Origin of the sequence: Paenibacillus lautus (genome assembly GCF_050482385.1) — a bacterium.
GTDB lineage: Bacteria > Bacillota > Bacilli > Paenibacillales > Paenibacillaceae > Paenibacillus_AQ > Paenibacillus_AQ lautus_B.
The window spans coordinates 110856-131884 of the sequence record NZ_JBCNHV010000019.1 but is presented as its reverse complement, the minus strand read 5'-3'; the positions used below and the strand labels follow the sequence as shown (position 1 = coordinate 131884).

Annotated in this window: 16 protein-coding genes; 10 read left to right on the top strand and 6 right to left on the bottom strand. The window is 52.6% G+C overall.

Features of this window, described 5'->3' with window-relative positions:
* The first annotated feature begins 182 nt into the window (after positions 1-182).
* The 8 genes from ABEW73_RS23295 (at position 183) to htpG (ending at position 13126) form a co-directional block, all read left to right on the top strand.
* Positions 183-1928: a cache domain-containing sensor histidine kinase gene (locus ABEW73_RS23295; protein ID WP_430168380.1), complete on the top strand. Its 1746-nt coding sequence runs from the start codon at positions 183-185 to the stop codon at positions 1926-1928.
* Positions 1906-3081 (top strand): response regulator, encoded by a 1176-nt coding sequence (locus ABEW73_RS23290; RefSeq protein ID WP_430168383.1) that lies wholly within the window; start codon positions 1906-1908, stop codon positions 3079-3081. The genes ABEW73_RS23295 and ABEW73_RS23290 overlap by 23 nt, the downstream gene beginning before the upstream one ends.
* 141 nt (positions 3082-3222) lie before the next feature.
* Positions 3223-4500 (top strand): ABC transporter substrate-binding protein, encoded by a 1278-nt coding sequence (locus ABEW73_RS23285; protein WP_430168386.1) that lies wholly within the window; start codon positions 3223-3225, stop codon positions 4498-4500.
* Between the two features lie 23 nt (positions 4501-4523).
* The gene (locus ABEW73_RS23280) at positions 4524-5531 is read left to right on the top strand and encodes a carbohydrate ABC transporter permease (protein WP_430168388.1); all 1008 of its coding nucleotides are present in this window, start codon (positions 4524-4526) and stop codon (positions 5529-5531) included.
* On the top strand, positions 5528-6340 hold the full coding sequence (locus tag ABEW73_RS23275; RefSeq protein ID WP_053489640.1) for a carbohydrate ABC transporter permease: 813 nt from the start codon (positions 5528-5530) through the stop codon (positions 6338-6340). The genes ABEW73_RS23280 and ABEW73_RS23275 overlap by 4 nt, the downstream gene beginning before the upstream one ends.
* Positions 6341-6605: 265 nt before the next feature.
* Positions 6606-9704 carry a glycoside hydrolase family 2 TIM barrel-domain containing protein gene (locus ABEW73_RS23270; protein ID WP_430168467.1) on the top strand — a complete coding sequence of 1033 codons (3099 nt, stop codon included), beginning with the start codon at positions 6606-6608 and terminating at the stop codon, positions 9702-9704.
* Between the two features lie 53 nt (positions 9705-9757).
* On the top strand, positions 9758-10999 hold the full coding sequence (locus ABEW73_RS23265) for an MFS transporter (protein ID WP_430168391.1): 1242 nt from the start codon (positions 9758-9760) through the stop codon (positions 10997-10999).
* Positions 11000-11248: 249 nt separating this feature from the next.
* Positions 11249-13126, top strand: coding sequence for a molecular chaperone HtpG (htpG, locus tag ABEW73_RS23260; protein WP_430168393.1), 1878 nt, complete (start codon positions 11249-11251; stop codon positions 13124-13126).
* 112 nt (positions 13127-13238) lie between these two features.
* Here the strand turns inward: htpG and ABEW73_RS23255 are convergent, their stop codons facing one another.
* The 4 genes from ABEW73_RS23255 to ABEW73_RS23240 form a co-directional block, all read right to left on the bottom strand.
* Positions 13239-13865, bottom strand: coding sequence for a DUF3298 domain-containing protein (locus ABEW73_RS23255; protein WP_430168395.1), 627 nt, complete (start codon positions 13863-13865; stop codon positions 13239-13241).
* A 231-nt stretch (positions 13866-14096) separates the two neighbouring features.
* Positions 14097-15248, bottom strand: a complete 1152-nt coding sequence (locus ABEW73_RS23250; protein ID WP_430168398.1) for an MFS transporter — start codon at positions 15246-15248, stop codon at positions 14097-14099.
* 48 nt (positions 15249-15296) lie between these two features.
* Complete coding sequence (locus ABEW73_RS23245) at positions 15297-15842, bottom strand: PadR family transcriptional regulator (protein WP_430168401.1); 546 nt, start codon at positions 15840-15842, stop codon at positions 15297-15299.
* Positions 15843-16251: 409 nt separating this feature from the next.
* Positions 16252-16638 carry a winged helix-turn-helix transcriptional regulator gene (locus ABEW73_RS23240; protein WP_430168404.1) on the bottom strand — a complete coding sequence of 129 codons (387 nt, stop codon included), beginning with the start codon at positions 16636-16638 and terminating at the stop codon, positions 16252-16254.
* Positions 16639-16886: 248 nt separating this feature from the next.
* Here ABEW73_RS23240 and ABEW73_RS23235 point away from each other — a divergent pair, with 248 nt between their 5' ends.
* Both ABEW73_RS23235 and ABEW73_RS23230 read left to right on the top strand, forming a co-directional pair.
* Entirely contained in the window at positions 16887-17432 is a 546-nt protein-coding gene (locus ABEW73_RS23235) for an NAD(P)H-dependent oxidoreductase (protein WP_430168407.1), read from the top strand.
* A gap of 101 nt (positions 17433-17533) precedes the next feature.
* Positions 17534-18064: a GrpB family protein gene (locus ABEW73_RS23230; protein WP_430168410.1), complete on the top strand. Its 531-nt coding sequence runs from the start codon at positions 17534-17536 to the stop codon at positions 18062-18064.
* A 12-nt stretch (positions 18065-18076) separates the two neighbouring features.
* Here the strand turns inward: ABEW73_RS23230 and ABEW73_RS23225 are convergent, their stop codons facing one another.
* Positions 18077-19138 (bottom strand): response regulator transcription factor, encoded by a 1062-nt coding sequence (locus tag ABEW73_RS23225; protein ID WP_430168413.1) that lies wholly within the window; start codon positions 19136-19138, stop codon positions 18077-18079.
* Positions 19116-20984, bottom strand: a complete 1869-nt coding sequence (locus tag ABEW73_RS23220; RefSeq protein WP_430168416.1) for a sensor histidine kinase — start codon at positions 20982-20984, stop codon at positions 19116-19118. Before ABEW73_RS23220 ends, ABEW73_RS23225 begins: the two co-directional genes overlap by 23 nt.
* Positions 20985-21029: the final 45 nt, after the last annotated feature.

Below are 21029 nucleotides of genomic sequence, written 5' to 3'. Positions count from 1 at the left end.
TTTTGCCTTGCGGGGGAGGTGCTTTTTCCGTTTCCTCTCCGTTTCCAGTTGCCGCCTAATTACAAGCCCTTTGTTCGGGTTTATAATGAAAGCGGTATCACGGATGGGTTAGCAGTCCTGCCGCATGGCGAACGAGTGGACAAAAAGTTTCACGATACGATACGACAACGGGGAGAGTAACCATGAATCTTCAGGGTATCAAAGATCGAGTGGGCCGGCTGTTCACCGGCACCTATCATAGTATACGAACGAAGCTGCTTACTTGTTTTTTAATTGTCACCCTGATTCCGCTGTTCTCGCTTGGCGGACTTTCCTATTATCAATCCGCTAAAGTGATTAACTCCCAGTTCGGCAAATACGGCGATAATGCCGTAGCGCAGTTGGAGCAGCAGACCAGTTCGGCATTGGGACGGATGAAGCAGACAGCGGAAACGATTTATTCCTATTTACTGGACCCGAGCCATTCGGGAATCGGAGCCGGGACGCCATCCACGTACGGCGACATTATGGAGAAGAACGACTTTGAATCGTTATTGAAGTCTCTTCGAACGCAGCTGACAGCGGGAATTTACATCATTACGACCTCCGGCTATTACTATGGGGAGAACAATCTGGATGTGAATAAACTCGGCAATATCCCGATGTGGAGCACGAGGCCGAAGGCCTATGCCGGGACTTATTGGCTCGGTTTTTACAATCAGGATCATTCCATCAAGAGCAGTGATGGCGATAACGTGCCGGTCATCGGGCTCGCCGTACCGATCCACCACCCGGACAAGGCTCAGGACGGCAGCATCATCCTCATTGAGGAGAGTGCCGAGGAGCTGCTGCGCAGTTATGCCAAGTTCGAGGCCGACACGCACGCCCACCTGCTCATTACATCGCCGGACGGCACGATCGTGTATGAGACGGAAACTCCGTATACGCCCCATGACAACGACGTGACCTGGTCCCGGACGCTTGGCGTCAACCAATGGACCATGGAAGCCAGAGTTCCCGCCAAGGCTTTCTATCAATCCTCGGGCGTTATCCGGGCGAACACGATGGTTGTTGCCATTGTCTCCTGCTTGCTCGCTTTTGGCATTGCTTATCTGTTCTCCTCCCGGTTCACCTCACGAATTCGGACCTTGAAGGACTCGATGCAGAAGGTGAGCTTTGGCAAGCTGGATACCCGTACGCCAATCGAGGGCAGGGATGAACTGGGCAGTCTCGATATGAGTTTTAACCGGATGGTTACGGGCGTGCAGACACTGATTGGCGAAGTGGAGCAGAGCGAGCGGCTGAAAAAAGAAGCGGAGCTGCGCGCATTCCATTATCAGATCAACCCCCATCTGCTGTTCAATACACTTAACTCCATCCAGTGGAAAGCCAGGCTGGAAGGCGCCGAGGATATCCGTCAGATGCTGTATCATCTGACGATGGTGCTGGAGGGGAATTTAGATATCTCGCAGGAGCTCGTCACGCTGAACAGGGAGCTGCGCATGATCGGTCACTTTCTAAAAATCCAGGAGATCAGGTACGGCGAGGTGTTCCGTTATGAACTGGATTGCGATGAGGCGCTTTTGCCTTATTTGATTCCGCGGATGACGCTTCAGCCGCTGTTTGAAAACATTTTTTTCCATGCATTCACCGATGGTCAGGGAGAGATCCATGTCAAGGTCCGGGAGGATCATGACGAGCTGGTGCTCACGCTTCGCGATAACGGGGCCGGCATCAAGGAGGAGAAACTCGCGCAGTTATTCTCGCCGGAGATGAAGCGGAAGGGACGCGGCGGGCTGGGCGTGAGGAACGCCGATCAGAAATTTAAGCTGCATTTTGGCCCGCTATACGGATTGAAGGTACATTCGGTTAAGGGAGAAGGTACAACGATCACCATACGCTGGCCAAAAAAGGAGGAGTCTTTCGATGATGAAAGCAGGGTACATTAAGGTGATAATTGCCGACGATGAGAGCATTGTGCGTAAGGGACTCCGCTCCACGGTGCAGTGGGACCGATTCGGGATGGAGGTTGTGGCGGACAGCCCCAACGGTCAGGCGGCTTGGGAGGCGTTTCTGGAGTTTCGCCCGCAGGTCGTCATTACGGATATCGTCATGCCGGAGATGGATGGAATCGAGCTGTCGCGCAAGGTGAAGGAGGTCGCGCCGGAAACCCGAATCATTCTGCTCAGCTGCCACCGGGATTTCGAGTATGCCCAAGAGGGGATGCGGCTTGGCGCCTCGGGATATCTGTTGAAAACTGCCTTCGAGGACGAAGAGCTCGAATCGATGCTGGGAAAATTCCAGCGTGAGCTGTCCGATACGCCGGCCTACGGGTACGAGTTGGCAGAGCAGGTTTCCGCTCACCTGTTTGCTTGGCTTAACGGCCATAGCGATCGATTCCCGGGAGAACTCCGGCAGCTCTGCAGCCGTGTGGGGCAGGGGGAGGGCAAGCCCATCTCCCTCTATCTGATCAAGACGGCGGGCTGCAGCAGCAATTGGGAGGGGCTGCTGCAGGAGCAGGACTCCGACGAGCCGGGTTTTCGCTGCAGCAAGCTGATTCACTACGGCCCGGACAGCTGCTATTGGGCCGTACCGGAGGAGTTTAAGGGAGCGGCTGACAGCTTGCTGGTGGAGATCAAGAGCCGGTGCGGGAAGCTCACATGGAATTCGCGGGAATGTCTTCACGATTTAATGGATGTGCAGGCAGCTTTTCAATCCTTGCATAAGGAAGCCGAACTGGAACGGGTGTACGGTCTTAGCGGGGAGCAGTGGCCTGAGCCGATTCTGCATGCGGTCCATCTCCTGCATGAACATCCCGCGGACGAGTGGTCGGCAGCGGAGCTGGCCCAAAAGGTGGGGCTGAGCCGCAGCCATTTTTCGATCCTGTTCAAGAAAACGGTCGGCGACAGCTTCATCACATTTCAATATAAACGCAAGCTTCGCCTCGCCTATGGCCTGCTGCGCGAAACCTCCTTAACGATGCAGGAAATCGCCGAGAAGACCGGGCTTGGAGACAGCAAATATTTCAGCAAATGGTTCAAGCGCTGCACAGGTCAGACGCCAAGCCAATACCGTGCCGAACAAAAAGGGGAATCCTTGTAAACAAATGAACACCCAAGGGCGAAAGTTCGAACAAAAATACGATCATCTGCGAATCAGCGCACGTTTTGAACCGCTTTCATCCGAGTTATGATGAAAGCGGTTCAATTCATATCAACTCAATACTTTAGGGGAGCTGACAATATGAAAAAGAAAATGTCATGGATCGCGTTGGTTTCGGTTATGACGTTAATGGCATCCTTGCTGGCCGCATGTGGCGGCAGCGGCGGGACCGGGGCATCGAAGGAGCCGGACGGCAATGCATCAGGCGCCGCGACAACGCTTCGCTTCGCTACCTGGGATACGGGAGATGCGCTGAAGATTGAGCAGGAGATCGCCAAGAAGTTCGAGGAATCGCATCCCGGCACGAAGGTGCAGGTGGAGGCTTATGCCGACGGATTCGATCAGAAGCTGGCCGCCGGTTTTGGCGCAGCCAATCCGCCGGACGTGATGTATATGTGGGATTTTCCGACGTATCACCAGTCCCTGGAGCCGCTGGATTCCTACGCGTCCAAGGACGAGGACTTGAATATCGATGATTTTTACCAAGGATTGTTTAACTACGGCAAGATCGATAATCAGCTGTACGGAATCCCGGCGGGCTTTACGACCCGGGTGGTGTACTACAACAAGAAGATGTTCGACGATGCGGGCATTGCCTACCCGAGCGATGGATGGACATGGACGGAATTCCAGGAGAACGCCCAGAAGCTTACGGATAAATCCAAGAAGCAGTATGGCTTCGGCGTACGAGCCGAGAACGATACGTATGACCTGCAAGGGTTCGTATGGAGCAACGGCGGTTCCTTCATTTCCGAGGATGGCACAACGATTGAAGGCTACATGAACAGCAAGGAAACGGCGGAAGCCATTCAGATGCTGGGCGATATGCTCAAGAACGGCTCAGCCGTCCTGACCGGAGGCAAAGGGCAGCAGAGCGGGGAGGATATTTTCAAAGCCGGCAAAATTGCCATGTGGGAGAGCGGCATCTGGCCGTTGGAATCTTTCAGGGAAGCTGGAATCGATGTGGGTACGGTGGAAATGCCGGCCTTCGAGGGCAAGCCTGTAAAGGGAGTATTGGCCGAATCCGCACTGTCGATAGCGAAGGATTCCAAGAACAAGGATCTGGCGTGGGAGTTCATTAAGTTCTACGTATCGGATGAAGCGATCAAAATGCGCGTGGCCGACCTTCCGGTCCGGATCAGCGTGGTGAACGAGCTGAAGAAGGATCAGGATCCGCTCTACAAGCCGTATTACACGATGCTGGAGCGTTCGGACAATACGCCGGCCTTCCTGCTGAACCCGAAATGGAACGAAGTGAACCGTCAACTGTCGGCAGCTGTGGAATCCGTCATGTTTGGCAGCGATGCCCAGGAGGTTCTGAACCAAGCGGTGAAGGATAGCGAACGCTATTTGAAATAAACGAAGAAAGAAGGTTCGCGAATATGGCCCACACTGAAGTGCCTTACTCACAACAGCAGACAGCGGCCCCGAAGCGACTTGAACGAAAACGTTGGGGTGGGGCCGTGCCCTACCTCTTCATTTTTCCATGGGTATTCGGATTCCTGGTTTTTACGCTGGGTCCGCTGCTGTTTTCCCTCGTCATTTCGTTTTTTGATTGGCCGATCGTAGGCCAAGTGACCTTTGTCGGCATCGACAACTATGTGGAGATGTTCTCGAATGACCCGTTGTTCTGGAAATCGCTGCTGGTTACGTTAAAGTTTGCGGCTTTGTTCGTGCCGCTGAACATCATTGTAGCCTTAGGGCTTGCTATGCTGCTGAATCAAAAGGTGAGAGGGAGCGCATTCTTCCGCACCGCCTTCTACCTGCCGTCGGTCATTTCCGGCGTAGCCCTCGCCATGATCTGGTCGTGGGTGTACAGCGGGGATTACGGGATCCTGAATTTTTTCTTATCGCTTGTTGGCATCGAAGGCCCGGATTGGCTGAACGATACGAAGTGGTCCCTGGTCGCCATGGTTATTGCAAGCCTGTGGGGACAGGGCTCGATGATGCTTATTTTTCTGGCGGGTCTCAAAGGCATTCCGAAGGATCTGTATGAGTCAGCCTCTATAGATGGAGCGGGCAAGATCAGGCAGTTCTTCAATGTGACCATCCCGATGATCACGCCGACCCTGCTGTTTAACCTGATTACGTCCATCATTGCCGCCTTCCAGCAATTGACGCTGGCGCTTCTCCTTACGGGCGGTGGCCCGCTGAAGTCGACGTTTTTCTATGCGATGTACATGTACGAGAATGCGTTCAAGTATTTCAAGATGGGTTATTCTGCAGCCAATGCCTGGTTCATGTTCCTGATCGTGCTGACGCTGACGTTCCTCGTGTTCAAGTCTTCGGAAGCCTGGGTGTTCTATGAGGGCGAGATGAAGAAGGAGAAGGCGAAGCCAAAGCGTAACAAAGCAGGCGTACCTGCCGGCAGAGAGGGGCGTTCCGCATGAAAAAAGTAATCACGTACACACTGCTCATCTTGTGCTCCCTGCTGTTCATTGCGCCGCTCTTCTGGGCGATTACGACAGCGCTGAAGTCACAGCAGGAGCTGTATCTGTTTCCTCCGAAATGGTTGCCTTCCGTGTGGAGATTCAGCAATTTCGCGGAAGCCTGGAGCATTCAGCCGTTTAACCTGTTTTTGAAAAATACGCTGATTGTGACACTGCTGTCGACGCTCGGGCAGCTCATATCGTGCACGCTGGTAGCATACGGGTTCGCCCGGTTTCAGTTCAAAGGACGGGATGCGCTGTTTCTGATCGTGCTTGCTACCATGATGATTCCGTGGGAAGTAACCATGATTCCGCAGTATATGGAATTCAACTACTTGGGCTGGATCAATACGCTCAAACCGCTCATTGTACCGTCCTGGTTTGGTTCCGCTTATTTCATTTTCCTGCTGCGCCAGTTCATCATGACCTTGCCGAAGGAGCTGGATGAAGCGGCAACGATTGACGGGGCGGGCAAAATGACGGTTCTGCTGCGGATCATCGTGCCGCTGATGGGACCATCGCTCATTCTGGTAGCCGTGTTCCATATGATGAGCTGCTGGAACGATTATCTGGGTCCGCTCATCTTCCTGAACGATCAGACGAAATATACGCTAACGCTGGGGTTGTCCCAATTCAAGGGCATGCACGGCGTCGATATGCAATCCATCATGGCCATCACCTGCTTGATCTCGATTCCGCCGCTTGCTGTCTTTTTCTTCGCGCAGCGTTATATCGTTGGCGGCATTGCCACGACGGGGATCAAGGGGTAACCGTGCCGGTGATAAGAGGCATCCACGATGGATATGCAGCATAATGCAGCATCAGAACATAGAAGTGCGTGTTCAAAAACTCATGGAAAGATGACTTTTTGAAGATTATAGAATTTATAAGTTTTCTTGCTGCGCTGAACAATTCTATAATCGCAAGAAAAACTACCTCTAAATGCGGTCTGTCTTCTATGAAAGTACGTCGATAGACGTTTTTCTTAACGACCGCTAGAAGCTTAGACCGCTTGGGAAAGGATGGAGAGACATGATGAAGAACCATCGTATCGGCCGCGACTGGGATGACTTAAGCGTGCTGGAACGAAACCGGGTGAAGAGCCGAGCTTATTTCATTCCGTTCGCGGATATGGAAGGAGCATTAAGCTATGATAGAGGCAGTTCGGCCTGGTATCAATCGCTGAACGGGGTGTGGAAATTCCACTATGCCGAGGAGCCAGAGACTGCTCCTGAAGCATTTTATGAAGAGGATTACGATGTATCGGCCTGGGATGACCTCCCGGTTCCGGGGCACTGGCAGCTGCAGGGCTACGGCCATCCGCATTACACGGATTTGTACTATCCGTTCCCCGTGGATCCGCCGCATGTGCCAAACGCGAATCCGACCGGAAGTTATGTACGCGAGTTCGAGCTTCCGGAGCATTGGGACGGCAGAAAGATTTGCGTCAAATTCGACGGGGTGGACAGTGCGTTTCATGTGTGGCTAAACGGGTCGTTTATCGGCTATAGCCAGGGAAGCCGGCTGACCTCCGAGTTCGATCTGACGCCTTATGTGAAGTCCGGCGTAAACAAGATGTCCGTCCGGGTATACCAATGGTCTGATGGAAGCTATCTGGAAGACCAGGACATGTGGTGGATGAGCGGCATTTTCCGGGATGTGTATCTGGTAGCCGAGCCGTCAGCGCTTCGCATCAACGACTTCCGCGTAACGACCGAACTGGATGAGGAGTATCTGAACGCCAAGCTGCACGTGCGTTTGGAGCTGGACGGAACGGAGTCCGGATCGGTCCAGCTTCGATTGTTGAACGGAGCCGGAGTGGAAGTGGGGTCAGCCGTGAAGGATGTCTCGCACTCCGTCGTGGAGGACTTTGAGATCGAAGTAGCCGGCCCGGATTTATGGAGTGCCGAGTCCCCGGCACTGTATCACCTGGTGATCATCTTGCAGGATGCTCAAGGGGGAACGCTGGAGACGGTGGCGCAGCGCGTCGGCTTCCGCTCCATTGAAGTGAAGGACGGACAGCTCCTGGTAAATGGCAAGACAATCCTGCTTAAAGGCGTCAACCGCCATGACCATCATCCGGATACGGGCCGAACCGTCACCCTGTCCACGATGCTCGAGGACATCCGTATGATGAAGCAGCACAACATCAATGCCGTACGGACCGCTCACTACCCGAACGATCCCCGGTTCTACGAGCTGTGCGACGTGTATGGGCTGTACGTGATGGAAGAGACGGATCTGGAGACCCACGGCTTCGAGCCCCTCGGCAACATTTCCCGCCTGAGCGACGATCCGGAGTGGAAGGAAGCCTACGTGGACCGTGTCCGCCGGATGGTGGAGCGGGACAAAAACCATCCGTCCGTGCTGTTCTGGTCCCTCGGCAACGAATCCGGCTTCGGCTGCAATTTCCGCGCGATGGCGGAATGGTGCCGGGAGAATGATCCGACGAGACTGATCCATTACGAAGAGGACCGTGAAGCCGAGGTGTGCGACGTGGTGAGCACCATGTATTCCTCCGTCGAGAAGATGGAGGGCTTCGGTAAAATGACCGATCATCCCAAGCCGCATATTCTGTGCGAATTCGCGCACGCGATGGGCAACGGGCCCGGAGGCTTGCGTCCCTACTTCGATACCTTTGAAGCCCATCCCCGCCTTGCGGGCGGCTTCGTATGGGAATGGATCGATCATGGGCTGAGCAGAAGGACGCCGGACGGCAGGAGGGATTATGCATACGGCGGCGATTACGGCGATGTGCCGAACAACAGCAATTTTGTCATCGACGGTTTGGTCCGTCCGGACCGGACGCCTTCACCCGGACTTCTGGAATACAAAAAGGTCATTGAGCCTGTTCGCATGTCGATGCCGAGACACGGTGTGCTTCATATCATGAACCGTTATGATTTCATTTCGCTGGATCATCTGCAGGCCCATTACCGTGTGTTGGCCGATGGACAGCTTGTCCATAGCGGAGCGCTGGAGCTTCCCCGCATCGAAGCAGGCACAAGCGCGGAGCTAAGCCTCTTGGAGGTTTTGGAGCAAGCGACAATAGGCGTGAGTCCTTATGCCGAGCTGTGGCTAGAGGTATCCCTCTCACTGGCTGCGGACTGTCGCTGGGCGGAACGGGGACATGAAGTGGCGTGGTCCCAGCTTCTGCTGCGGGAATCGTCCAAGCCTGAATTTGAGCAAACGGCCGCATTGCGGCGGGGACCACTACAGGTCACCGAGGAGAAGCTTAAGCTGAAGGTGGGGAATGGCGGCTTTCAGCTGTCACTCGGTTCGCTTCAATCCGGATTTGAGAGCTTAATCCTGCATGGCAAAAGAATCACGCTTGGCGGACCGGCGCTGAATTTCTGGCGTCCGCCGATTGATAACGATATGTACGTGCTTCCGGATTGGCGTAAGGCCCATCTGGACCGACTCTCCGAGCGGATCGATCATTTCGAATGGAAGCGACTGGACCAAGACAGCGTGGAGGTGCGGCGGATTTCCCGGATTGCGCCGCCGGTATATGATTGGGGCTTCCGCTGCGAAACGATCTATACGATCACTTCCAGCGGCCTGATGATCATGGACGTGAAGGGTGAGCCGATCGGCACGCCGCCCGCCATGCTGCCGAAAATCGGATTGCAAATGCAAGTCGCGGGAGACATGGAACATGTCCGGTGGTACGGCAGAGGACCTGGGGAAAGCTACCCGGACAGCCTGGAAGCAGGACGGTTCGGAGAATACCGCAGCACTGTGGACGGGTTGTTTACGCCTTATATTTATCCGCAGGAGAACGGGAACCGATCGGATGTCCGCTGGATCTCGCTCGCGGATGGCGCTGGATTGGGGCTCCTCGCCGTTGGCGAGCCAGCCCTGAACTTCAGTGCGAGCCGGTACACCGATCAGGATGTGGAGTCCGCCGCGCATGCCAGCGACCTTATTCCGCGCAGCTTCATTACGCTGAATTTGGATTACCGGCAGAACGGGCTAGGCAGCAACAGCTGCGGTCCGGCACAGTCTCCGGAGCATTCGATCAAGCCGGAGCCGTTTTCGTTCCGCATTCTCCTGAAGGCTTACGCTGCCGAGGATACCGATCCGATAAGACTGAGCCGGCGGATGCGCTCGGAAGCGGAATTATACAAGTAACCGACTGATTTCATCTCAGATCGTGATCGGATTTTCTGGAGAAGGGGAATAACATGTCCTTTTACATCAAAGACCTGCTGCAGCTGTCTACGGGGGTGCGCCGCTTCCTTATAAGCGAGGCCTTCTACGGCATTGGAATCGGCCTCTATACGCTCGTCCTGAACCTGCATCTGCTTTTTCGGGGGCTAAGGGAGGACGAGATCGGCGCGTTGGTGTCGATGGGCATTCTGATCATGGGCGTGCTCGCCATTCCGGTATCTCTGCTCGCTAACCGGACCGGAAGGAAAAAACTGCTGGTCACCGGCGTATTCTTTATCGCCGCAGGCAATGTGCTGTTTGCCGTCAGCGATGATTTGCTGTGGTTCTATGCCGCTCAAATATTGGTGTCTACCGGCTTGACGCTTGTGGAGACGACGGAGATTCAGCTTCTCTTCCATTATTGCCGTTCCCGTAAGGAGGAGGCCCGTGCATTTTCCTTGATGTTTGCCGTCTTTACGGCTTTCACGGGTCTCGGAACGCTGGCAGCCGGATATATCTCGAAGGGATTTGAGGGAAGCAGAGGTTATGAAGTGTCGCTTCTGCTGACCGGGCTGGTGCTTGTGCTTCATGGCGTCATCCGGGCGTTCTGGCTGCCTTCTGAGCGCAGGGACTTGGATGAGGAAGCGCCGACGGCTTCATCTTCTAAGGGAATATCCAGGTTAACGGGGCCTCTGTCGTCCGGGACCTTATGGCTGTTCGCCGTGTTTACGGCGCTGCTCGGCGGCTGTATCGCCATGACTGGCTCATTCTTGAACGTCATCGTGAAGTTCCGCCTGGATTGGATGGATGACCAGGTATCTTTAATTCTTGCCATCGGCGCGATCCTTCTGTTCATATGCTCATTGATGACGCCGTACGTCATGGAGCGGTTCGGTTATAACACGGCCATTATTTCGGTATTTATCGTAAATATTTTGCTGTTTGCCGCTCTGTACATGGTTCTCCCCGTATGGCTATTTGTCGGGCTGTTTCTGCTGCGGGGCGGTGGCGTAACCATGCTGTCCAATCTGCTGGACAGTCTGCTGATGTCGGCTTTCAATGAGAAGGAACGTAATCTGTACGCCGGCATGCGGTCGGTATTTCGGAGTTTAGGCTCGTCCGGGGCAACCTTTGTTGCCGGACTGATCCTGGCTCGGCAGGATTATCGGCTTCCCTTTCTAGCCACGGCCGGCGTGCTGCTCATATGCGGCCTGTATTACGTATGGTGGATTCGTCCGGTCTTATCAAAGCGATTAAACAGCGGTATCGAGCCATGAATGTGAAGGGCCGTCTAAAAGGGGTATTCCCTTTTAGGCGGCTTTTTTGCTGATTGCAGCATGCTGTTTTCATATTCATCTTGCGCCGTCGGCTTCACCACTTCAGGCTGAACCTGTATTTCTTCCAGGGAAAGTCTTTAAACATATTGACATCAAAAATTGGTACATGTTTAAATAGAAGAAGTGTTAGCACTCTGCTGTAAAGAGTGCTAAAAGAAACCTCGTTCAGATTGGAAGGGAGATTTTTTCATGGCGAAAAAACAGTTTAAAGCTGAGTCCAAACGGCTGCTCGAGATGATGATCAACTCCATCTATACGCAGCGTGAAATTTTTCTGCGTGAGCTGATTTCAAATGCCAGCGACGCGATCGACAAAATCTACTATAAAGCGCTGACCGACGACAACTTGACCTTTAACAAAGAAGATTACTACGTTAAGATTTCCGCAGATAAAGCAAACCGTACGCTGACCATTACCGACACGGGGATCGGGATGACCAAGGAAGACCTTGAGAACAACCTCGGCATCATCGCGAAGAGTGGTTCCCTTGCATTCAAGAGCGAGAATGAAGCGAAGGACGGCCACAACATTATCGGCCAGTTCGGCGTTGGCTTCTACTCGGCTTTCATGGTGGCCGATGTCGTTACCGTGACGAGCAGAGCCCTCGGCAGTGACGAAGCATTCAAGTGGGAATCCGAAGGCGCGGATGGATATACCATTACGCCGGCCGAGAAGGAGTCTGTCGGAACCGAGATCGTGCTGAAGATCAAAGAGAACACGGAAGACGATCAGTATGACGAGTATTTGGAAGAATATCGTCTAAGAGCGATTATCAAGAAGTACTCCGACTTCATCCGTTATCCGATCAAGATGGATGTGAAAACGCAGCGTCCTAAAGAAGATGCCGAGAACGAATTTGAGGAAGTTCAGGAAGAGCAGACCATCAACAGCATGGTGCCGATCTGGCGCAAGAATAAAAGCGAACTGACCGACGCGGATTACGAGAATTTCTACAATGAGAAGCGGTACGGCTTCGATAAACCGCTCAAGCACATTCATGTCAAAGCGGACGGCGCTGTTGTATACAACGCGATTTTGTTCATTCCCGAGAATACGCCATTCGATTATTACACCAAGGAATATGAGAAAGGGCTTGAACTCTATTCCAACGGCGTCCTGATCATGGACAAATGCGGCGATCTCCTGCCGGACTACTTCAGCTTCGTGAAAGGGATGGTCGATTCCGAGGATCTGTCGCTGAACATCTCCCGCGAGATGCTCCAGCATGACCGTCAGTTGACACTGATCGCGAAGAACATCAAGAGCAAAGTGAAAAGCGCGCTGCAGGGCATGATGAAGGACGAACGAGACAACTATGAGAAGTTCTTTGCATCCTTCGGCAGAGGCCTGAAATTCGGCGTCTACAACGATTACGGCATGAACAAGGAAGATCTTCAGGATCTGCTGCTGTTCACTTCCTCCAAGGAGAAGAAGCTGGTCTCGCTGGATGAGTACGTATCGAGAATGCCGGAGGATCAGAAGTATATTTATTATGCTTCCGGTGATTCCATCGACCGGATCGAGAAGCTCCCGCAGACGGAAATGGTACTTGATAAAGGTTATGAAATTCTGTACTTCACCGACGATGTTGATGAGTTTGCAATCAAGATGCTCATGAAATACAAGGAGAAGGAATTCAAGTCGGTATCCAGCGGGGATCTCGGCATCGATTCCGATTCCGACAAACAGGAGAATGAAGCCGAAGAGAGTGACAACAAGGAGCTCTTTGAAGCCATGGGCAGCTTCTTGGCCGGAAAAGTGAAATCCGTTAAAGCCTCCAAACGACTGAAATCCCATCCGGTATGCCTGTCCACGGAGGGCGATGTCTCGATTGAGATGGAGAAAATCTTGAAGGCAATGCCGAACGGACAGGATATCCAAGCAGACAAGGTGCTGGAAATTAACACGAACCATGAGGTATACAAATCCCTTAAGGCATTGCAAGCGGATCAGGATAAGCTGAAGCTTTACACGAATCTGCTGTACAATCAGGCGCTGCTGATCGAAGGCTTGCCGATTGCCGATCCGGTGGAATTCACGAACGATATTTGCAAAATCATGGTGTAACCGGCGCAGCTGGATTACAAGATAATAACAAACAAACCCGAGACTCTGGTGTAAGGTACCAGGGAATCGGGTTTGTTTTTTGGTACAACTAATCTGAGTGCAGTGTAGATCATTACACCACGCCTGCGGCAAGATCCGATAACAGTCCGTTCTCGGGCGCCAGGCCCAAGAGGTCGTACACCGATATGGGGAACATCGGAAAGCCGACATAGTATGGGGTGATGGCATATAGCGGATAGAAGATGACCAGTGACTTATCCGTCAGATAGAAGTCCTGATTCGGCGAAACGGTAACCGGACTGTTCTCCAGCACGGGAATGCTGCGTTCCCTGATCTGACGGTTCACCTCGGCGGCCAAGACGGCTTGATAGCCGGAGCCTGGGCGGAACAGATCAGATAAGGCATAGGATTTTCCGGTAGCCGTGGTAAAGGTCAGGCCTTTCGTCACCGTATACCCGTGCGCCATATGCTCGGAGTAGGTATAGTTCGTCAGCACGAGGCTAAGAATGCCGCGCTCGTTCGTTTTAATCTCAAAGGTGCCCGTTGTTTGCGGGTTGGTGCCGGTCTGAACCTGCTGCTGTTCTCGCTGCATATCCTGGATTTGAAAAATAATGGCCCGGTTGATGGCTTCTTCCGCACCCGGATTCATGAGGTCGTATACCTGCGGATAATGAATCACGAGACCGGGTGCCGTATGCGTGAGGGTATGGATGCTTACCGGGGGGACATATTGCGCCATGCGTACAATCGCTCCAATCCAACATCAGATACGTTAGCCTATTCGGGAGCGGACGCGGAGGTTACGAAGCTGGCAGGAGCGGAGACTTGAGACTTGGAGCTTTAGTGACTCGGTCACCCCGACTCGGCAGAAGGGTCCCGGGCAGGCAGAACGCTCCAATGCGAAAGAATGCTCCAGTGCGACAGCGGTAGTCCAAGGCCGCGGGCGTGTTGGTTGTAAATCAGCTAGCCTTCACTCTTTATCCGCAACGCCAGACGTAAGCAATCTTCTCACAAAGATCGTGAATATGACTAAGGAAACGACTACCGATGCTGCCGTAACCGTGAACAAATACGTATAGCCGATACGCTCGGAAACCAAGCCGAGTATAATGGCGCCAAGTCCGATGCCGAGATCGAATGCGGTCATGAAGGAGGCGTTGGCCGCGCCTCTCCGGTTCTGCGGAGCAATACGCAGGGTGGCTGCTTGAAGAGCAGGCTGAGCCGAGCCGAAACCAATGCCGTATAGAATGGCGGCGGTAATGAGTCCGGGCAATCCGCTCGACAGGCTTAAGACGATCAGAGCACCGGCCGTGACGATAAGGGACGGAATGATGACAGCCGCTTCACCGAAACGGTCTGACAGCTTCCCGGCAAAGGGCCTGATCAAGGTAAGAGCGACGGCGTACACCAGGAAAAAGGTCCCCGGATTGACCCGGATGGACTCGGCAAACAAAGGGAGGAAGGTCGTGATTCCCCCGTAAGCGACAGCCAGGAAAAAGATTGCGGCTGTGACAGGGAGAACGGATTTCTCGACTAACTGAATCCGCCCTGCCGAGGGTTTGGTTTGATAAGGTGCTCTGGTCATGTAGGCAAGTATGAAGGCAATCAGAGAGAGCCCGGTAGCGACAAGAAACAATGTCCGAAACGAGTACCCGCTGACGATAAAAGTACCCAGCATGGGGCCGATGGCCATCGCAACCGTCATCGCCATACCGTACCAGCCCATGCCTTCCCCGCGGCGGGAGGTTGGGATTAAATCCGTAATGACCGTTCCGATGGAGGTAGTCGAGAAAGCCCAACTCGCGCCATGCAAGATCCGCAGCGCAAGCAGAAGCAGGATGCTGCCAACCCAATCGTAGAGATACATCGAGAGGACAAAGAATAGAAGGCCCCAAACGTAAAAGGCTCTTCTGCCATAGCGATCCACCAATCCCCCGACCATCGGGCGAAAGACGACCGCCGTCAGCGTGAACGCACCGGCCGCCAATCCCACCTGGGATTCTGTTCCTCCCAGATGCTTAATATACAGCGGAAGCGTGGGCAGCAGCAGATAGAAGCCCGTAAACAGAAACAACATCCCGACCGTCATCTGAATAAACGGTTTTGTCCATAAACGTTCCATTTCGTTCCCTCCTTATTTCCAATTTCCCAATGCGAAAACGTCTGAACTCTAGTCTTCTTCGGACTTAACCGCCGATATTTCTTTCCGGATCCACTCGATATTCGCAATTCCTATCTGCTTCCGGTGATCGAGTACACGCAGCAATTGAAGCCGCTGTTTCTCAGGATCAGGTTTATAAAACGTAATCTCCGCTTCAAAGTCCGTCACATGTTTCAGGTTGGTCTCCAGATAAATCAAATACTGCTCAAGACAATCGAGCCGAACCTTCTTCGGAACATACCGGAAATAGACCATTTTAAAATGGAATATCTGCTCCGTATCCATGTTGTATTCCAGGGGGTTCTCCATGAGCTCGAGAAACTTCTTCCGTCCGGAATCGGTAATCCCGTAGATTTTGCGGGGGCGTTTGCCTCCGCTGGATTCGTCCAGACGAAGATGGATCCACTCGTGATCCACCATCCGGGAAAGCAGGGGATATAACGTTCCGGAACTAATCTGACGATAAGGACCACCTGCATTTTTTAATATCTCTTGAAGCATATACCCGTGTTTATCCCCGGTCATCAATTCACCCAACACAAAAATTTCATACATATGAGCGCCTCCAAAAATATGTCGTTACGACATAAATATATATCGTAACGACATAAAAATGCAATACCTGGAAGTTAATTTCTGCAATCGATTTTTTAACTATCGTCAACCGTTGGCAGACATGCGTTTAGATATGCATAGGTGACAAAAAATAGAAAGGAGGGAGTAGCGGCTTAAAACGGAGTCGTTTAAAAAGCTGATCACGATTAGAACTACCAAGATGGAGGGGACCTAACAAATGAAGCCAATCCAATAGGATCGGCTGGAAGCGTGCGCAGGGGGATGGAGGTCAACTGCAAATTGAGGAATATAGCAGACTTGGATCGGTTGTGCGCAACAAGCAGTAAATGCATGCGTTCGTATAGGCGAGCAGTGCCCAGCATGAGCCTTAAGGGTTTTACTTCTTACTTTACAGTCCGCCTGCGTTTTTCCCATGACTTTCACCTTGTTGGCCGTTGTTCTTCTCGACATAATCCAAATGTTGAAACCCCCAGGTGCACATATCGGTCAGAACGCTGCCCAAGCTCTTTCCGTGCTCCGAGATGGAATACTCCACCTTGGGCGGAATCTCCTGATATACCTTGCGTACGACCAGCCCATCCTGCTCCAATTCGCGCAGCTGATTTGTCAGCATGCCTTGGGTCACGCCCGGCAGCAGACGACGGAGCTCCCCGAACCGTTTGGTTCCGTCCTGGAGCAGTATAAACAGAATCAGCGGTTTCCACTTGCCGCCGATTAGTTGCAGTGTGGTCAGGATGCCGTCAGTGTTAGGCCGTTCATGTTCGGTTGTTCTCATATTCTCATCTCCCATAGGAAGTGTGCCATCGGTCTTTGTTCATGTGATGTTAGTAATGTAGCACAGTATTCGGTTAAAACCCAGTACTATTCTTTCTCGTACTTAGTATGTTTTATCGTACTATGCATGGGATGAATAGGTACGCTAAAACCGACTAAGTACATAAAAAGAGCGTACTTTTCAACGAAACCGATCCGAAACATAATGGGGGTGTCAAACAAACCAAATGAGACAGGAGAGACCTGAATATGAAAATCATGGTGATTGTAGCTCATCCGAATTTAGACAATTCGCGTGCGAATCGAGCGCTGATGGAGCACAGCGGGCTGTATGCGAATGGAAATGTAGATGTCCGAGATCTTTACAAGGAGTATCCGGACTGGAATATCGATATCGAGCGCGAGCAGCAGCTTCTTCTTCAGTATGATCGGGTGGTGTTCCAATTCCCTTTTTACTGGTACAGCTGTCCGCCCCTGCTGAAGAAATGGTTTGATGACGTGCTGATCTTCGGCTGGGCGTTCGGACCGGAAGGCAACAGCCTGAAGGGCAAGGAATTTATGCTGGCCATGACGGCAGCAGGCTCGGAACAGGAGTATCAGGCAGGCGGGGAAAATTGGTACACCGTCAGTGAGCTGCTGCGCCCGATTCAAGCCACGTTAGACCGGTGCAAAGTCCGTTATTTGCCGGCCTTCGCGGCCTATAACGTGGAGCGGGTAAGCGATGGAACCCTTCAGGCTGAGGCCGATAGATATGCCAATCAGGTTCTAGCACCTGCAGCCGAAAGTCGATACTGAGGCATGTTTGAACAGTAACTGATCGAATGTTGGGCCCCACTACGATTAGCTCGAGGCAGCTTCATAAGCATATGCGCACCAAATTGGAAGGAGGAAGCTTTATGACGATTGATGAAGACATTCATTTGGAGTCCTATGACAAGCAGTGGGCGGATCGGTATAGCGACGAACTTCAGACGTTAACCAGAGAGGTCGGTCCTTATACAGCTGCTATCGAACATTTCGGAAGCACATCGGTTCCGGGGATGACGGCTAAACCTATCATCGACATTCTGGTGGGCGTGGAGAACGCGCTGCACACGAAAGAAATCATCCGCAGACTGACTGCTATGGGTTACGATGACTTGGGAGAAGCCGGGATTCCCGGCCGTTTATATCTCCGGAAAAGAGGTAGGCATGCCTATAATGTTCATATTGTGCTACACCGTGGCGACATTTGGAATCATAACATCATGATCAGGGAGTACTTGCGAGCACATGCCGTCGAAGCTGATCGTTATAGTGAGATCAAACAACGGATCGTTTCGCAAGGAACTCGGACTCTGCTCCGATATTCCAATGAGAAGAATGCGTTCGTTGAGCAGCTTCTTGCCAGAGCCAAAGTCTGGATGAATGGTCTCCAATCCGAATAAGCGTCTGGTAACTCATCCTCCATACATGGCCTTGCACTGCTTTCGGTAAGCGGAAGGGGTGAGGCCATGAAATTTTTTGAACGTCTTGCTGAAATGGACATAGTCCGAGAAGCCGACGCGGTAGGCCGTTTCCTGGGCAGAAAGCTCAGACTCCGCCAGCAATTCCCTCGCTTTTTCCATGCGAACCTGCACCAGGTATTTCACGAAGTTCATATTCGTTTCGCTCTTGAAGGTACGGCTTAAATACGTGACCGACATCCCCACTGAATCAGCCACCTCCTGTAAGGACAAATCCTCCATCGCGTAATTCTCTTCAATGTATCGCTTGGCTTTCTGAATATTGTGGCGAGACCCTAGATTTCGAGAACCCTTAATTAACGCCAGCATTTCCTTGACCTTATCCTCGATTTGACGGCGGCAGGCCATGGGATCGTCCTGCGGCCATTGATCCTCGCCGATCTCCATTGCAAGAAGCAAACCGCGTTCTTCAAGCGCAGCTTGCAAATCCTGTATCAGCATATGAGCGTATCGTGATAAGCTCACCTCTTCGGGCCCCCTCGTCTCAAAAAGAGACATGATCTCGCGGATTTGTTCCAATGCTCCCTGCTCATCGGCAGAATACAGCAGCTGGGCGAGCCTGGCTTTATGGCGCTGCTGCGCAAGCGTCCATTCCGTTTGCCGGGAGAATCGCACTTTCCGGTTATCCAGCTCCCTGCAGGCACGTTCCAGCGTTGTATGGAACTGCACCGGGTCGATCGGCTTCAACAGGAAATCTGATGCACCATAGCGCAGGGCCTGACGTGCAAATTCGAAGTTGTCGTGGCCCGACAGAATAATGAAATGCATCTGTGGATGGGACTCCCGGACAAGGCGGATAAATTCCAGTCCATCCATTTCAGGCATGCAAATGTCGGTCACGATAATATCGGGCCGGCTGTTCTCTAGCATCTGCAGAGCTTCAACCCCGTCTTCGGCTTCGCCGGTGACCACAATTTGAAGACCGGACCTCTCAACAAGCTTTCGCAAACTCAAATGAATGGCGTATTCGTCATCAATCATCATTAACCGGTACATGGTGTCCCTCCTCGCTAGTCCTATACGGCAGTCTAATCTCAAATATCGTGCCTTCCAAGGGCACGGACTCCACAAGGTGCAGGCCATACTCGTCACCGAAGGTAAGCTGAAGTCTTTGATGTACGTTTAAGAGCCCGATGCCGCTGGTCGTTTCCTCCCCGCCGTTACGCAGAATGTCTTCACCCGGCTTCTCTCGGGTTTGCAGGATTCGCCTGATCTGCCACAGCGTTTCCGCTGCCATGCCAATCCCCTTGTCACGGATCATGATGGCAAAATAGCCCGCCTCCGCACGGGTGCTTATCCCGAGGTAGCTTGGCTTCTTGCCTCGGTATCCGTGTATGAACACATTCTCTACGATTGGCTGCAGCGTCAGTCTGACGGCATTTACGCGATCCAGGTCCCGTTCGTTCACATCCATATCAATCTGGAGTCTGCGGAAACGGGCGCTTTGAAGATCGAGATAATACTGGACATGCGTCATCTCCTCCCGCAGCGGCACGACAGACCCGGCATGGCCGATATTGTAACGGAACATATGGGCCAGCGCCCGCGTCATGCGACTGATCTCCATATGATCGTCCGCAATGGCATATGAATTAATAATCTCCAGTGAATTGTACAAAAAATGCGGGTTGATGTGGGACTGCATGGAGCGGAGCTCGGATTCCTTCTGCTTGATCAAGAGCTCCCGCTCCTTCAGTTGGGAATCCTGAACCTCCCGGATCAGCCGCTTCAACTCTCCCGTCATGCTGTAAAAGCTCTGGAATACGGCGGTCATTTCATTGTTGCGGAACCGGTTCATTTTGGTAGGAAGCACAAAATCGCCCCGCTCGACGCGGGCCATCAACTTCTGGAGCATGGATAGCGCTTTCGTCAAGGACAAGGAGAATCCGCCCACAAGCGCCAATGCAATGATCAAGAGAATGGCTGCGGCCGCAAGCGAGTAATTACGCTGGGTGATCAAACCGCCGATGAGATTGTTCAGCGGCAGGTCAGCGACGACCGTCCAGCCGGTGATCTGCGAGCGTTCATGCAGGACCATCTTTTCGGTGCTGGAAGCTGCGTCTTGATGCCGGAAGAAGGAGGAGTCCCGGTTTTGAATATGCGTTAACAGCCCCGGTTCGACTTGGGTTCCGACCCGACTCGGATCCGGGTGGTAGATCATCTGCCCATCCTTGCTCATGATCCAGACGTCAAAGCCGCCCAGCGAATCATTAGAGCAGATGGCTCCGATTTGCTTCAGATTGAGATCGACAATCAATAAGCCTTTATAGAGAAAGGAAGAATTGTCATAGAGCTTCCGGGCGACGGTAAGGGCTGGCGTGTTTCCTACCCGGCTGAGGCCGATGATTTGAAAATCGTTGAATTGATCCAGCTGCGCTTGAAAGGAACGGTTGCGTTTGCGGATTTCACTCATATCGAGCAGCCCCGGCGCGCTTTCGTAATCGGTGATTTGTCTCTTGTTCTCGGCGACGAGCGAGATTCCGATAATATCGGACCGGCCGTAGATCATCTGGGCAAACAAGTCGTCCTCCACTTTTTTGGCAAGCTGAAAGTACGCATAGGGAGTAAGCTGGGTGGTCGAGAGAAATTGCTGGATCTGCGGGTTGTGGATAAAGGGATAGGTAGAATTCTCCAGATTGGATATGTACGAATCCAGCGAGACGTTGGTTTGCTCGATGATACGCTTGTTAGCGCCTGCGGCAAACTGTTCTATCGCTTCGGTAGACGACTGGTACCAGAAGCTGCCGAGCAGAAAGAAGGGGAGGCCAATGAATAGGATGATCAGAACGAACAAACGTTGGTTAATGGTCAGATTACCGGTGGAAACGCCTTGGATGTTCATCGCTCTTCCGCCTTCCTCGCATTGAAGTAGGGAATTTAAGGAACA